The 14,065-nt window shown below is 38.9% G+C and carries 16 protein-coding genes and 1 riboswitch; of the genes, 9 read left to right on the forward strand and 7 right to left on the reverse strand.

The window, feature by feature from the left end; all coding sequences use genetic code 11:
• From IEV52_RS18490 to IEV52_RS18505, 4 genes are all read left to right on the forward strand, one after another.
• Complete coding sequence (locus IEV52_RS18490; RefSeq protein WP_188404234.1) at positions 1–1,719, forward strand: M4 family metallopeptidase; 1,719 nt, start codon at positions 1–3, stop codon at positions 1,717–1,719.
• 156 nt (positions 1,720–1,875) lie between these two features.
• Positions 1,876–3,117 (forward strand): helix-turn-helix domain-containing protein, encoded by a 1,242-nt coding sequence (locus IEV52_RS18495; protein WP_188404063.1) that lies wholly within the window; start codon positions 1,876–1,878, stop codon positions 3,115–3,117.
• Positions 3,118–3,191: 74 nt separating this feature from the next.
• A complete protein-coding gene (locus tag IEV52_RS18500) occupies positions 3,192–3,401 on the forward strand; it encodes a hypothetical protein (RefSeq protein WP_188404064.1) in 210 nt (69 codons plus the stop codon).
• Positions 3,402–3,609: 208 nt separating this feature from the next.
• The gene (locus IEV52_RS18505) at positions 3,610–4,554 is read left to right on the forward strand and encodes a transporter substrate-binding domain-containing protein (protein WP_229754364.1); all 945 of its coding nucleotides are present in this window, start codon (positions 3,610–3,612) and stop codon (positions 4,552–4,554) included.
• 45 nt (positions 4,555–4,599) lie between these two features.
• On the opposite strand, the gene IEV52_RS18510 is transcribed toward IEV52_RS18505, so the two are convergent.
• Together IEV52_RS18510 and IEV52_RS18515 are read right to left on the reverse strand one after the other, a co-directional pair.
• The gene (locus IEV52_RS18510) at positions 4,600–5,622 is read right to left on the reverse strand and encodes a metal-dependent hydrolase (RefSeq protein WP_188404065.1); all 1,023 of its coding nucleotides are present in this window, start codon (positions 5,620–5,622) and stop codon (positions 4,600–4,602) included.
• Positions 5,623–5,634: 12 nt separating this feature from the next.
• Positions 5,635–6,762, reverse strand: a complete 1,128-nt coding sequence (locus tag IEV52_RS18515; protein WP_188404066.1) for an MGDG synthase family glycosyltransferase — start codon at positions 6,760–6,762, stop codon at positions 5,635–5,637.
• A 213-nt stretch (positions 6,763–6,975) separates the two neighbouring features.
• On the opposite strand from IEV52_RS18515, the gene IEV52_RS18520 reads away from it, so the two are divergent.
• From IEV52_RS18520 to IEV52_RS18535, 4 genes are all read left to right on the forward strand, one after another.
• Positions 6,976–7,473: a DUF2243 domain-containing protein gene (locus IEV52_RS18520; protein ID WP_188404067.1), complete on the forward strand. Its 498-nt coding sequence runs from the start codon at positions 6,976–6,978 to the stop codon at positions 7,471–7,473.
• A 22-nt stretch (positions 7,474–7,495) separates the two neighbouring features.
• Complete coding sequence (locus tag IEV52_RS18525; protein ID WP_229754365.1) at positions 7,496–8,272, forward strand: cytochrome c oxidase assembly protein; 777 nt, start codon at positions 7,496–7,498, stop codon at positions 8,270–8,272.
• A 71-nt stretch (positions 8,273–8,343) separates the two neighbouring features.
• A riboswitch (cobalamin riboswitch) is annotated at positions 8,344–8,524 on the forward strand.
• A gap of 190 nt (positions 8,525–8,714) precedes the next feature.
• The gene (locus tag IEV52_RS18530; RefSeq protein ID WP_188404069.1) at positions 8,715–9,197 is read left to right on the forward strand and encodes an acyl-CoA thioesterase; all 483 of its coding nucleotides are present in this window, start codon (positions 8,715–8,717) and stop codon (positions 9,195–9,197) included.
• Positions 9,198–9,226: 29 nt separating this feature from the next.
• A complete protein-coding gene (locus IEV52_RS18535; RefSeq protein WP_188404070.1) occupies positions 9,227–9,592 on the forward strand; it encodes a YbaN family protein in 366 nt (121 codons plus the stop codon).
• 52 nt (positions 9,593–9,644) lie between these two features.
• Here the strand turns inward: IEV52_RS18535 and IEV52_RS18540 are convergent, their stop codons facing one another.
• The 5 genes from IEV52_RS18540 to IEV52_RS18560 all read right to left on the reverse strand — a co-directional run bounded on the left by IEV52_RS18540 (position 9,645) and on the right by IEV52_RS18560 (position 12,710).
• Positions 9,645–10,019, reverse strand: coding sequence for a hypothetical protein (locus IEV52_RS18540; RefSeq protein WP_188404071.1), 375 nt, complete (start codon positions 10,017–10,019; stop codon positions 9,645–9,647).
• The gene (locus tag IEV52_RS18545) at positions 10,016–10,552 is read right to left on the reverse strand and encodes an acyl-CoA thioesterase (RefSeq protein ID WP_188404236.1); all 537 of its coding nucleotides are present in this window, start codon (positions 10,550–10,552) and stop codon (positions 10,016–10,018) included. The genes IEV52_RS18540 and IEV52_RS18545 overlap by 4 nt, the downstream gene beginning before the upstream one ends.
• A gap of 177 nt (positions 10,553–10,729) precedes the next feature.
• Positions 10,730–11,608 carry a cidABC operon transcriptional activator CidR gene (gene cidR, locus IEV52_RS18550; protein WP_188404072.1) on the reverse strand — a complete coding sequence of 293 codons (879 nt, stop codon included), beginning with the start codon at positions 11,606–11,608 and terminating at the stop codon, positions 10,730–10,732.
• 109 nt (positions 11,609–11,717) lie between these two features.
• Entirely contained in the window at positions 11,718–11,951 is a 234-nt protein-coding gene (locus IEV52_RS18555) for a hypothetical protein (RefSeq protein ID WP_188404073.1), read from the reverse strand.
• Between the two features lie 12 nt (positions 11,952–11,963).
• The gene (locus tag IEV52_RS18560) at positions 11,964–12,710 is read right to left on the reverse strand and encodes a ferritin-like domain-containing protein (protein ID WP_205723984.1); all 747 of its coding nucleotides are present in this window, start codon (positions 12,708–12,710) and stop codon (positions 11,964–11,966) included.
• A 152-nt stretch (positions 12,711–12,862) separates the two neighbouring features.
• On the opposite strand from IEV52_RS18560, the gene IEV52_RS18565 reads away from it, so the two are divergent.
• Positions 12,863–13,843 (forward strand): spermidine synthase, encoded by a 981-nt coding sequence (locus IEV52_RS18565; RefSeq protein ID WP_229754366.1) that lies wholly within the window; start codon positions 12,863–12,865, stop codon positions 13,841–13,843.
• The last annotated feature ends 222 nt before the right edge of the window (positions 13,844–14,065 follow it).

Genomic DNA, 14,065 nt, shown 5'->3' on the forward strand with positions numbered 1-14,065 from the left:
ATGAAGAAAAAGGTAGTGATTCCTGCAGTCCTGGCATTATCGGTCGCTCTAGGAGGAGTTACACTTCCTGGGCCGCAAGTCCATGCAAGCGGATCTACCGTATTATTTCAAGCAAAGGGATTAAGTAAAGAAGAGGTCGTGAAAGCATACTTGCAATCATTGGTTGTTTCAGAGGCTGGAGCCCGAACGGCATCCTCCTTTGGCGAGCAGTTTAAGATTGTCAGTGAATTTGCAGACAGTACAACGAATACATACCACGTACGTACTGTCGAGCAATACAAGGGAATTCCGATCTATGGAAGCGGACAAACTGTTGCACTTGATGCAGACAACAACGTGTATGCGTCATTTGGTAAAGTGACGCAAAGCCTAGCTCGTACCATTATTCCGACTGAGCCTGCGATTACAAAAGAGTCAGCAGAAGCAGCTGCGAAAGAGCATGTTGTCTCTCAAATTGGTGAAGTTAAAAACTATGATGGAGTAGAAACGGAATTAACTATCTACCCGCATGAAGGAAAGAAATACTTAACGTATCTGGTGAAAGTATCAACGTCTGTACCAGCTCCAGGGTACTTCCACTATTTTATCGATGCAACAACCGGGGAGATCGTTGAGGAGTTCAATGCGATCCATGAAGCTGAAGCACCAGTCGTAACACCAATTACTGGTAAAGGACTGGATGTTTTCGGTAAGATGCAAAATTTTATAGCGGTAAAAGATGATGCTACAGGCAAGAGCTATCTTCATGGGGCAGCAATTGCAGGAGGAACAACCGGAAATCCAAACATCGTGCCGATTCATACGTTTAAAGCGAATCGAATGGGAGAAACTGCTTTCATTCTTCTCTCTGGGCTCTTAGGGTTTACCGGTTTTGAAGTAGAGACCGGAACGACATTCTTTGCAGATCCTGCAGCGGTCTCAGCTCATTCCAACTCGATCAAAGTAAATAACTACTACCAGAATATTCATAAACGCAATAGTTTAGATGGCAATGGGATGCCGATCATCAGCACGGTCCACATCGGTTCTAAATGGAACAATGCCGCTTGGAACGGAAAGCAGATGCTCTATGGAGATGGAGATGGCATCGTATTGGGCTCACTGGCAGGCGGGCTGGATGTAGCTGGCCATGAAATGACGCACGGAGTAATAACGAATACTGCTAACTTAACGTACCAAGACGAGTCTGGTGCCATCAACGAGTCACTTGCAGATATTTTTGGGGAATTTGCAGAAATGCACAGTAACGGATCCACTGTTCCGGCGGATTACGAAATGGGTGAAGATATTTATACACCAAATGTTTCAGGGGACGGCGGACTGCGCTCTATGAGCAATCCTAAATCTAAGAAGCTTTCACCGGCATACGGTTTAAAGGACAACGCCTACCCAGACCACTATGAAGACCGTTATTTGGGAGAATTGGATAAAGGCGGTGTTCATATCAACAGCTCGATCAACAACAAAGCTGCTTACCTGATTACACAAGGCGGTGAGCACTATGGGGTGAATGTAACTGGTATTGGACGTACAAAAGCTGAAAAGATCTTTTACCGTGCGTTAACGAACTATCTCGTGCCTTCTTCTGGATTTAAAGAGATGCGAGCAGCTGCCGTTCAGTCAGCCCGCGATCTTTATCCGGACCGCAACGGCGCTCCGTCAGCTGAAACAAAGGCAGTTATCGCAGCATACGATGCGGTTGGTGTAACAGCTCAATAATGATACGATCCACGAGAGAATGATCTTTCGTGGATTTTTTATGGAAATCAACTAGGCAGGAAGTCTTAAAAATATGGATTAAGAAGGAAGGTTTCACATGAAGAAAGAAATAGATGTATAAGCTTAGTTCATCTTTTGTTCAGGGGAGAGACACGTATGTTAGAAGGAGAAATTATTAAATTTTACCGTAAAAAAAGAGGAATTTCTCAGGAACAGCTTGGAAGGGACATCTGTACAACCACACATGTCAGCAAGATTGAGCGGGGGCAGACGAAGTATTCCCCCGAGATTATTGCCTTATTCTCTAAACGCCTTGATATCGATATATATAAAGAAATTGAGTTTTTTCAAAACATAGAGAAGAAGCTCCACCAATGGCATACCTCTATCATCATGCAAAGGATGAAAGAAGTAGAAAAAATAAAAGAAGAACTGGAACAATTTCCTCTTATTCATTCTTCTAAACACGCTGCTTTATATCAATTGGTATTGGCCAGGTATTTTCTCTTGAAACAGGATACAAAAAAACCAATGGATATTATCCAACGGGTAAAAGATCAGCCTATGACTCCCTATGAAAAAAACATGCTCAAGCATGTAGAGGGAGTTTATTATTTACAAAAATATAATAATTTTCTTAGTGAGAATCGTAAAAAAGCGATCGAGATTTTAACATCTATCGATATGGAGGCTTATGGAAATGAAGAGCTCTATTATCATCTGGCACTAGCCTATCAATGGGTAGAGTCTAAAACGATGTGTCACATCAATGCCAAGATAGCGCTGGACTACTTTAAGAAGAACAATATTTTTTCAAGGGCCATTCAAGCTGAATCGGTTATGCTGCTGCAGATTGAATGTGCCACAGACCGAGACTTTCAGAATAAAGTGGAACGCTATCATCAACTGATCCGGGATAGCGAAGCCATAAATGAAACAGGCATCATCGGAATGCTTCTGCATAATCTGGGGATCGAGTATTTTAAACAAGAGGATTATCAAAATGCGCATATTTATTATGGGAAAGCATTAAAGATGGCCGATAAGAAAACAGCTATATTCTTAAACCGTTTATATAATTATCTAGATAATAGTATAAAAGGAAAACTGCAGACTCACAAAAGACACTTAAAAAGCGCACAAGAAGGCATATTCTTTTCTAAAGCATTAAAACATCCGTTATATCAGCATTTGTTTCAGCTTCTCATCTTTCAGGTTGAAGGTGAAACGGATTCGTATTATGTCTATCTGGAAAAAGAAGCATTACCATTTTTTCTTTCTTACAATCAGATCAATCGGATCAACAAGTTTGGAAAAAAGCTGTTTCATTATTTTTCAGATACGAAACAATATGAAAAAGCAGTCCAGATCTCACATACCTTTATTCAGAGAGATTAGTGTTACAGAGTACTCTTATGCAGTGTAAAAAAAACCTTCTTGGGGAAAATATATAAGCATAGGAGGGATAATGTATGAAAGAAAAAGAGGAACAAATAGATCAAGAAACATCTGATGGGATGAACGAGCTTGTTGAAATCATAAACGCAAAAGGCGATACAGGAGAGCTGGAGGAAATCGCTGATAAGTACGATAGTGAAAAGAACCATTCTCCATTATGTGATGATAATTTTTTTTATGCAGACTTAAGAGCGATTGCGGAAGATGGGGCAAAAGAAGAATAAAAAAGAGGAGACAGAGAATGCAAAAGTGCATCTCTGTCTTTTTGTTTGTTCTAAGTAATAAGACAGGGGATTTTTGTCCTTCTCTATTTAAAAAAATAAGGGTGCTGTCTATCTATATAACCATTTTAATGAAAATTCTGACTTTTCTGTTGAGTTAGTTACGAATGACACCTATACTATGGGTACTATTTTATAGGGAGGGTGTCCATTGAAAGAGCATTGGAATAGGATTGCAGTTGTTTGCTTATTAGGGTTCTTAATTATGCTTGAGTGGAATTTTACACAAGCCGGAGCGGATAAGACTGGAAATATCGATTGGAACGGAAAGAACGTATCAACAGTTGAAATGAACGGAAAGTCATATGTCTCTGTTGATCACGTTGCTGCAGCATCAGGTTTTAATCAGCATGGGAAATCAAACAAATACTATATGCAATCTAGACTAGACCGTATTCTTAAAGAAGGTGTAATTCGTGTTGGGACGACCGGAGATTACAAACCTTTTACATATTTTAATGAGAAAACCAAACAGTATGAAGGGTACGACATTGAAGCTGCAAAATTAATGGCGAAAGATCTCGGTGTTGAAATCAAATTTGTTAGAACCTCTTGGCCAACATTAATGAGTGATCTATTAGATAATAAGTTTGATATTGCAGTAGGAGGAATAAGCAGAAACACTGAGCGTCAAAAGGATGCGCACTTTACTAAACCCTATTTAAATGACGGTAAGGCTCCTTTAATACGAAAAGAAGATCAGGAACGCTTTAAAAGCTTAGCAGACATTGACCAGCCTGATGTAACGATTGGTGTGAATCCAGGCGGAACAAACCAAAAGTTCGTTGATGCTAACATTAAGAAAGCTAAAGTTGTTGTCATTAATAATAACTTAGATATTCCGCCAAAGGTGGCTAACGGTGAAGTGGATGTAATGATTACAGACAGTGTAGAAGCAATCTATTATGCGGGACAAGACTCCAGACTTCATGCGGCCCTTACCGATCATACTTTTACTAAAAGTCAAAAGGGCTATCTCATGCACCAGAACGATGCAGTTTTCCAAAATTGGGTCAATTTATGGATGGAGGAAAAGGAGCTTCAAGGTGATTTTGACCGATTAAAATCTGAATGGATCTATGGTAAAGAAGAATAATGAAATTAAAAAAACTCAAAGCTTAATCGCTTTGAGTTTTACTATTTAACTGGTTTGTAGATAGCTTTTATTTACCTTTGTTTCCTTGTGTAATGCCTTTGACTCTAACATTCTCAGTGCTGCTTTATATTTTTTAAACGAATACAGCTTATCCGTATACGTAAAGATCTGTCCGTCATTTGAAAGATACATGATGGCATGGTAAGGGAAGTAATTTTTATTCATCCTAAATCGTAAATCCCTCCACATGACATAGGATCCATGTTTTCCATCCTTCACAAAAGGAAAGGCAAATTCGGTTGAATAAAGAAAATCTGCAACGTTTTTTTCTTTTTTACTTTTTTCGATTAATATGTCTTGCAGGTTGGTTTTAGGCAATATATGGTCAAGCTTCAATTCAGTTGCTGTATAGATGCCAAACAAAAATCTGTCATGTGTTTCAACTAGGAAGTCCCATTTGAATAATTCTGATCGCGGGATCATTTTTATCATACGTGCAGCAGGATAGTATTTTCTTAGATGTTTTTTAATCTGTGCTGCGTATATGGTCCGAAACAGGATATGAATGAAAATAACCAAGTACACAAATAGGAATACAACTCCTGGGTTGAAAAATGGAATACATATAAACCCAATGAAATGCATGAGTAAAATAAAAGGATCTACTAAAGGTATAGCATCACAGGAGATCCACTTAGACGACAAAGGTCTAGCCGCCTGGGTTCCATACACATTAAAGAGATCGAGTACAACATGTAAAATGACTGCTAGAAAACTCCACATAAAGAGGTGAAGAAATGAAAGATCAGAGAAAAATGGATAAATAAGTGCTGAAACGGCAAGTCCCCATAGCGGAAGAGCTGGTATAGAATGTGACCATCCTCTGTGGTTACGGAAATAGCTGCCTCTTCCTTTTAATCTAAACATACAGTCGGCATCTGGCGCATTGGATCCGATGACTGCTCCTATGACAACTGCATATGAGAGTGAACTGCTTGATACAACGGGATCTATTTGGGCAAGAGCCCCTATTCCTAAACCAATTACAACATGAGAAGTCGTGTCCATCGGTCTGCCTCCCTATTGAGTGATTTCTGATAGGTGTTCGATTTCAACTTGGGCATGTTCAGCAATGATAGAAGAAGAGCGGGACTGATGAATATGCTGTAGACCTGACTTCATTCTTCTCGCCAGCTGCTCATTATCAAACAAATTTTGTACGTGTTCAGCAATTTCATCTGCTGATTCAGCGATGATTGCTGCTCCATGTGCTTGGAAATGTTTCGCATTTTCAGCTTCTTGTCCTGGTACAGGCTTATAAAGGATTAATGGTAAATGTAAGGCAGCAGCCTCTGTAATTGAAATTCCCCCCGGTTTGGTGATCAGACAATTGGACAGTTTTAACAGTTCATGAAGTTCCTCTACATAACCAAACAAGCGAAAGGAACCAGAATGTTCAATTGCTAGTGGAGTTAACTTTTCATATAGAGCTTTATTCTTACCGCAAACCACAATCACTCGCAGTGATGGATCCTTCAGTAACCTTTGGGATAGACTCTTCACATTTTTCAGTACGCCTTGAGCTCCAGCTAGTATAGTAACTACACGATTACTAGGAGGTATGCCATATTTATAAAAAAGAGTTTCTTTGTCTGCGGGTCTATAAAAATCTGGACGAATTGGAATTCCGCTGACTGTAATTTTATTTTTATCCACATCATGCTTCTGCAAGCCATGCATAACGGATTCAGAAGCTACAAAGTAGTGGTCGATGGAAGGGTTGATCCAAAATGGATGAGCAACATAATCGGTGATAACCGTATAGATGGGGATATTATACCGGGATTTCTTAAGCAAGAAGGGTGCAGCGTGAAGTGGAAAGGTCGTAATAACAAAGCGAGGATTATGTTCTTGGACAAGCTCCAAAAAGCGCTTGCGTCCTAAGTAACGGGAAAATTGTGTAATCGTGCTTGCATTAAGTTTATTAGTCCCATAATAAAACCATTTATAAAAAGAAGAACCGTGAGAGAAGCTTTTGATGAAAATGGACTGTGTAATCTGCGCCATAACAGGATGTGCTTCTTCAAACAAATCGGAAATAATCGGTTGAACCCCTCTATTCTTAAGCTCTTCAGCTAAAACATTTGCTACTTGTACATGTCCGCTTCCGTAGTTTGCCGTTAAAATTAATGCTGTTTCACGTCTCATACCAAACCCTCCCTCATCTTTTGACCATAGAATAGCACGGAAATATAAAGGAAATATGAAGAGAATGGTGATGATTTGTAAAGCTTCGTTCTATTCTTGTGAAATTTACAAGTGCATAAGAGAAAAAATGAGAAATTTCATGTGGTTTTGATTGATGCAATAGGAGATAGGCAATACATACAAATATAACGTAAAAGTTTAAAGGAGGATGTAATGGAGACTAGTACTGCAAAGAGCTCAGCTCCCTTTGATAACAGATATAACTTTACAGCAAGAAATTCTATATCAGGTTACTTGTTCGGTCTTGGTTTTGTTGCTTTTTTTGATGAGGCTGTTTTTCATCAGCTGCTGCATTGGCATCATTTTTATGATAAGTCTACGACGAGCATAGGGTTAATCTCCGATGGGCTTTTTCATGCTTTCAGCTGGTTTGCGACAATTGGGGGCCTTTTCCTTTTTGCTGATCTTCGCAGGCGTAAAGCACTTTGGCTCGTAAGGTGGTGGGGAGGCGTTTTACTTGGTGCTGGTGTTTTTCAATTTTTTGATGGTACGATTCAGCACAAGGTATGGCGTATTCACCAGATTCGTTATGTAGACAATGTCTATATCTATGATTGGATCTGGAATATCACAGCTGCAATGATGATTATTGCTGGAATCATCATTACCGTTCGCACGAAACAAAAAGCAAAGGCCGCTAAACATGCATAACCACCAACTTGTAAACAATGTTATGAATCATGATTTTGTAAGAGCAGGACTTGTTTTCTTCTTTATTATATTTTTTCTGTTTTATGTTTTAGCAGTCATTAAAAACAATAAACTTAGAAAACAATGGCCTTCGTATCGAACGCTTTTTTGGACTCTAGGTGTGTTCTGTTCTGCTGTTTCCATGATAGGACCACTAGCAGAAAAGGCTCATGTGAGTTTTACAGCTCATATGATAAGTCACTTATTGCTTGGCATGCTTGCACCTTTATTTATAGTGCTGGCTTCACCCGCTACTCTTCTTTTGCGCTCCTTACCTGTAGCAAAAGCCAGACTGCTCGCATCTCTTTTGAAAAAGAAGATCATGCATATCTTTCTGGATCCCTTGGTAGCGGCTATCCTCAATATAGGAGGTTTATGGCTCCTATACACGACTGACCTTTACATGCTTATGCATCAATACATTTGGCTTTTTATTTTTATTCACCTTCATCTATTTTTAGCAGGCTATCTTTTTACGACAGCTATACTATCTATCGATCCTGTTATCCCCCAAAAACATTTTTGGTATCGTTCTCTTGTTCTCGTAATTGCCCTGGCGGCTCATGGGATTTTATCAAAGTATATGTATGGCCATCCTCCCGCAGGTGTGCCTCTAAAACAAGCTGAGAGTGGAAGTATGCTTATGTATTATGGAGGTGATGTTGTTGATATCATTCTCATCTTCCTGCTATGTCTACAGTGGTATAACGCTTCTCGTCCCCGTCAGTATCCTGTATCACATAATATTAATTCCCTATAAGGCTTGTTTATTACTATATACTCTGTGAACGCAACGGCTGAATGATATAATAAGATATGATTCATAATCACATAAGATCCGATAATCATGGTGTCTATTAAAGACTTAATAGGGAATCTGGTGTGAATCCAGAACTGTTCCCGCAACTGTAAGTGCTGACGAAATAAGCAGAACCACTATCTTAGAGATGGGAAGGGCTTAAAGTAGGCTTGAAGCACAAGTCAGGAGACCTGCCATGGTTGTTTCGTTGATCTTCTTCGGGAGTTGGGGAGATAGGACGTAGGGTATTTTAATAGATTATTACGTATCTGTTAGATATGCTTGCGTGCCCATCCTTAGTGATGGGCATTATTTTTTTTAATATGGTTAAGCGTCCAATCTTGTTTGACCAACTCCCTCAACTAAAATAGGAGCATCTGCACTCCGGAAATGAGGGTATGGTATGGAACAGCAATTATCGGCAAACGTCTCAAGAACCATTCAGACAAAATTAGTTTTACCACCTGATACGAATCACATGGGGACGATCTTTGGAGGTACTGTTCTTTCGTATATTGATGAGATCGCCGCGATCGCGGCAATGAAACACAGTAAGAAAGTTGTTGTAACAGCATCCATTGATAATGTAAACTTTTTATCGTCAGCTAAAGTGGGGGATATTCTCATCTTAGAAGGGGTTGTCATCTCGACGGGAAGAACCTCGATGGAAGTGTATGTGAAAGTGGAGTGTCAGAACTTAGAGACAGGGAACAGAACACTTAATACAACTTCTATACTGACCATGGTGGCAATCGATCAGGATGGCAAGCCGTCACCTGTTCCTAGTGTGATACCTGAAACAGAAGAAGAAGCTGTACTTTTTGGGAGTGCTCCACTAAGAAAGGAGCGCCGTTTATTATATAAAAATGTGAACGGAACCGTTTAAGTTTTCATGCGAAGGAAGTGGGAATTCCAATGAAAATCAAAAACATCATATTTGTAGCATTGGGGTTCTTATTCCTGGGTTTAGGAGCTTTAGGTATCGTTTTGCCATTACTTCCAACCACACCACTCTTATTACTCGCGTCCTATTTCTTTGTAAAAGGTTCTAAGAAATTTGAAGTGTGGTTTAAAGGTACTTCTATCTACAAAAAACATTTAGATGATTTTGTAAAGAATCGTTCATTGACGATAAAAAAGAAAATCATCATCAGCCTTTTTTCAGACTCCATGATTTTAATAACATTCCTATTCACTGAGAGCACCATAGTAAGAGTAATCTTAATTCTTGTCGTGGCGTATAAGTACTATTATTTTATTGCTAAGATCAAAACCGTTTAAACATTGTTAAAAAACCTGAGTATGGTTAAAAGTCCATATCCAGGTTTTTGTATTATTGAATAATAGCGGAGCTCCCTGCTAACGACTCGGGAGTTCTTCCTAGTGCAAGCTGGCTAAGTCTAGCATACCCGGTGTGTTTAAATTCAATGAATACTTTTCTTAATTCATGAATGTCTTTATCGTCTTTTAACTTTTGCATTTCTTTTTTATATAGGCGGATAACAGAACCAGTAATAAATTGAGGTTCGGCATTGCCAGGTTCCTCATTCATGATTAAGCAACCCATGTATTGATATTTTAGCTGCATCGCACGTGTAAGGTTGATGACATCCATAAACTTTTCGAATAGTTCAGGTCTAGATTTCTCTAATTGATTTAATGCAGTTTGTGCGGATTTCAATTCATCTTGGCTGCATAACGTAATCATACAAATACCTCCTCTTTTTTATCCCATGGTTTATCTAAAGAGATAACAGCAGCTAGTTCTTTACTTTTCATTCTTCTGAGCTTTCGTACTTCTGCCCTTTCTTTTGCTGTTTCAAATAAGAATTTTTCTTCTTCCGTTTCAGGGATAACTTGCGGGACGTCAACAGGTTTTTTATCCTCACCTAAGGCCACAAATGTTAAGAAAGCTGTTGCAGCAATCCTTCTATCACCTGTTACCATATCTTCAGCAATGACCTTGCAGAAAATCTCCATTGAACTTTTACCGGTATACGAAACAAAAGATTCTATGCAAACGGAGTCAGTTTGATGGATAGGATGTAAAAAGTCGATTGAATCTGTTGAAGCTGTTACACATTCCTTAACTCTTGCATGTCTTCTTGCGGATAAGGTTGCATTATTGTCCAGCTTTCTCATCAGAACTCCGCCAAACAAGGTATTATAATTATTTAAATCCAGGGACATGACCTGGTCCGTATTAATAATGCGGCTTTCACGAGCTTTTTTTGCGAACATTCGTATCATTCCTTCCCAGATGTAAACTTTCATTTACAAGGCAAGTGTAAGCCCGATATAGCATGAAGTAAAATGGATATTTTTCATTTAAACAATAGCTTTTGTCTATGTAAATGCTTACAATCATGTCTATTGGGAATAAAAAAAGACAATTCTTAATAAGAACTGTCTTGTCTTCTATAGTTGTTCTTTAGCAAAACGCAGCCATTCTTTTGCTGCATATGATAAATACTGATCTTTTCTCCAGATGATGGCGAGTTCCCAGCCAATGGAGGGATTCACCACTCTAATGGTTCTTACTTTGGTTGTGAGATGACGGCAAATACTTTCGGGCAAGAGAGAAACGCCAAGATTGCAGGCAACCATTTCTTCGATAAACGCCCATTGTGAACTTTCAGAGATAACATGAGGGTTAAAGCCTGCATTGTTACAAGAAGAGATGATGCGATCGTGCAGAACAAAATCTTTATTGAACAGGATGAAAGATTCACTGCTGAGATCAGATAAATGAACCTCTTCCTTTTTGGCGATTGGATGGTCAGGGTGAATGATCAGCCTCAGATCCTCTTCCATAAAGGAAAAATACTGAAAGATATCATTGTTTGTCGGAAGTACAACAACCCCTATATCAAGGTGATGATTAGCTACTTCTTCCTCAATCTTTTTGGAACCGTTCTCCATTAATTCGAAAGTTATGGCCGGATACTTTTCATGAAAACTGCCTACCAATTTTGGAAAGAGGCGTGAATTAAAAATGGGCGGCAATCCAATACGAACATGTCCTTTCTGAAGCCCGAGAAGATTATCCATTTCAGATTCTAAATTGTTAAAAGCTCTATCTACGAGCTTGGCCTGCTCATAAATCACTCTCCCTGCATCGGTTAATACAAGTTTTTTTCTGCTGGATCGGTCAAATAAAATCAAACCGAGTTCATCTTCTAAATTCTTGATCATTTTACTTATGGTCGGCTGTGTAATGAACAATTCTTCTGCGGCACGGGTGAAACTGTTATATTTGGCTACTTCAATAAAGTATTGTAATTGTTTAATATCCACTATAAACACCTGCAGGATTTATTTTAAAACTGAACTTAGTATGTAGCTTATCAGAATTAATTACCAAATACCACGCCGTTAGAATCAAAAAAAAGATCAGCCTTGCCATTTAAAGACTGATCTTGTAAGTACGTATAAAGTTTCTTAAATTCTGGTATATGTTGTTGAAAAACAACAAACTCTGTCGTACATCCAGGGGTAAAGTCACCAGGAGACTAAAGAGCACAAACCAGTGTCCTTGATAGCTTGTTGGAAGGACAAGTTCCCCAAGGGTGGTATGAACCGTCATCTCCAGAAATAGATCTCCAATAAAAGGCTTTGTAGATGCTTGTGCAGGTTCCATATCTCTCCTCTCTTAACTCAGTTGGTTTCCCATTATCTTGCTCTTCTTCAACAAATGAGATTCACCGGTCTTTTCCCATGCTTCAACCTGTTGGATTGCTTGCTCTGGCGTGAAACCTTGCCCGACCAATACGCCAGACATAACAATTTCCTGAAACAAATGAGTAGGATTAATACCTTTTTCTGTTTCTTTTAAAGCTCTTTTTACAAGTGGGTCGATATACGCTATCCATTGATCAGGTGTGGTTTGTGTCTCCGTCTCTGTTTCGGGAGAACGAGAAGAACCTGGTTGGCTGTTAAGGGTATATAAGTAGTTGTATTTTGCACTATGTTTCATTTCGTCTGTAAGAATGTTGAACAAGATATCGCGATAATACGTATTTGGAAGCCCTTGTCGGATAACCCGATACTTCTCTACAGCCGCCAGTTCACCAAAAAGGGCTTTAACAAGTCCATCTTTATAAGACTTTGGTCGCTGAACCTCTTCACCATTAACAGGTGGCACCTCTTGGCCTGTAATGTCTTTATAAATCATTTTAAAAAGCTTATTATGCCTTCTTTCATCATCCCGGATAGTGGCAATGATTAATTTCTCTTCATTTGTTGGTGCTACTGATATTAGATATTCATAAAACAGCTGATCTTCTCTTTCATCTGCAACGGCTTCTTTAATCAGTTGTAAAGAGAGCTGCAGAGCTTGCTGCGAGCCGCCACTTTGTTGCTGCTGTTGTTGCTGTTGCTGTGGATTCATGTAACTCATTTGTTTGTTCACCCTCCAAGATAAAAAGTCAACATAGTCTATGCGAAGGCCCAAATTTTGTTGTTTGTTCAGTTGTCCCGGCACCACTTGTCCCAATGGTGAATATGATTGAAACTATAGCTTGTTTTTTTAAAATGATAGGAGTGTTCATATTGAATGAACTGTTATGGTTAACCCTTGGTGCAGCGGCTGTTCTTTTAACAGAGATACTGGGTTGGCTATATTGGCGTTATCTTGGAAAAGGTTCGTTTAAGAGTTTTATAAATAAAAATCAAAAACCTGAAGGACCATTTAAAATTATTCATAAATCTCAGACACCCACACAAAAAATAGCTTTGGTAGATGTTGAAGGGGAAATGTGGATTTATAGCAATGGTGAGGTCATGTTCAGTACAACAAAAGAAGAAGATGAGTATGCTGAGGTTATTGTTCATATACCGATGGCAGCTGCAAAATCGGTTAAGAACGTACTTATTATCGGAGGTGGAGGAGGTATTACTACTCGTGAAGCTCTTCGTTATGAAGAGGTGGAAAGCATCACGTCCGTTGATATTGATGATATCATGCTGCACTATGGCAAGAATCTAGATCGGTTGGTAGAATTCAACAAAGGTTCATTGAGTCATCGTAAAGTCAGAACTGTAATAGCAGATGGAAGAAGCTATGTAGAAAATAGTTTAGAAACATGGGATGTGATCATTGTTGATCTGCCCGAACCTACATCGAAATGCCCGAGTCTTTCAAGATTGTTCACCCTGCAGTTTTATAATCAATTAAGAGATCATCTGAATCCAGGCGGCGCCATTTCTATAGGATGTTCTACCTCTAACTGGATGCCGGAGTATATGTGGAGTATTGAAACGACGCTAAAAGAAGCCGGTTTTTTTACCATTCCCTTTCATCACTTTTCAGTAAATACTGGAGTAGACTGGGGTTATATACTAGCAACTACACTGCCAGTTGAAGCAGGAGATATTGAGCTTAAGATAGCTTCAGATTTTTTAACCGAAGAGAGGCTTCAGGACATTTTGCATCTGCCCTATTATCTCATGAACTGGGAGGATGAAGGAAAGGTACAGACTGACGAAAATAAAGTATTGTTGGAAATTGTAAAGGAAGCTTATGGATATTAAGAAAATAAGTGCTGCATTTGCTTTAAAGAAGCAGGTGCTATTTTTATAAAAGAAATTGTGCATCTTAGTAGCAGTACATAGCAACAAAGTAGTGTTCAAGATGTGTTTTTAAGTCTTCAAGAAGTTTTGTGCGCCTTCAAAATGATTTATAGGTCTCCAAATAAAATTATAAGTCTTCAAATTTTTTTATAAGTCCTCGATAATTCTATGAACAAAACCATC

The sequence above is a fragment of the Fictibacillus barbaricus genome, from assembly GCF_014635025.1.
Taxonomy (GTDB): Bacteria; Bacillota; Bacilli; order Bacillales; family Fictibacillaceae; genus Fictibacillus; species Fictibacillus barbaricus.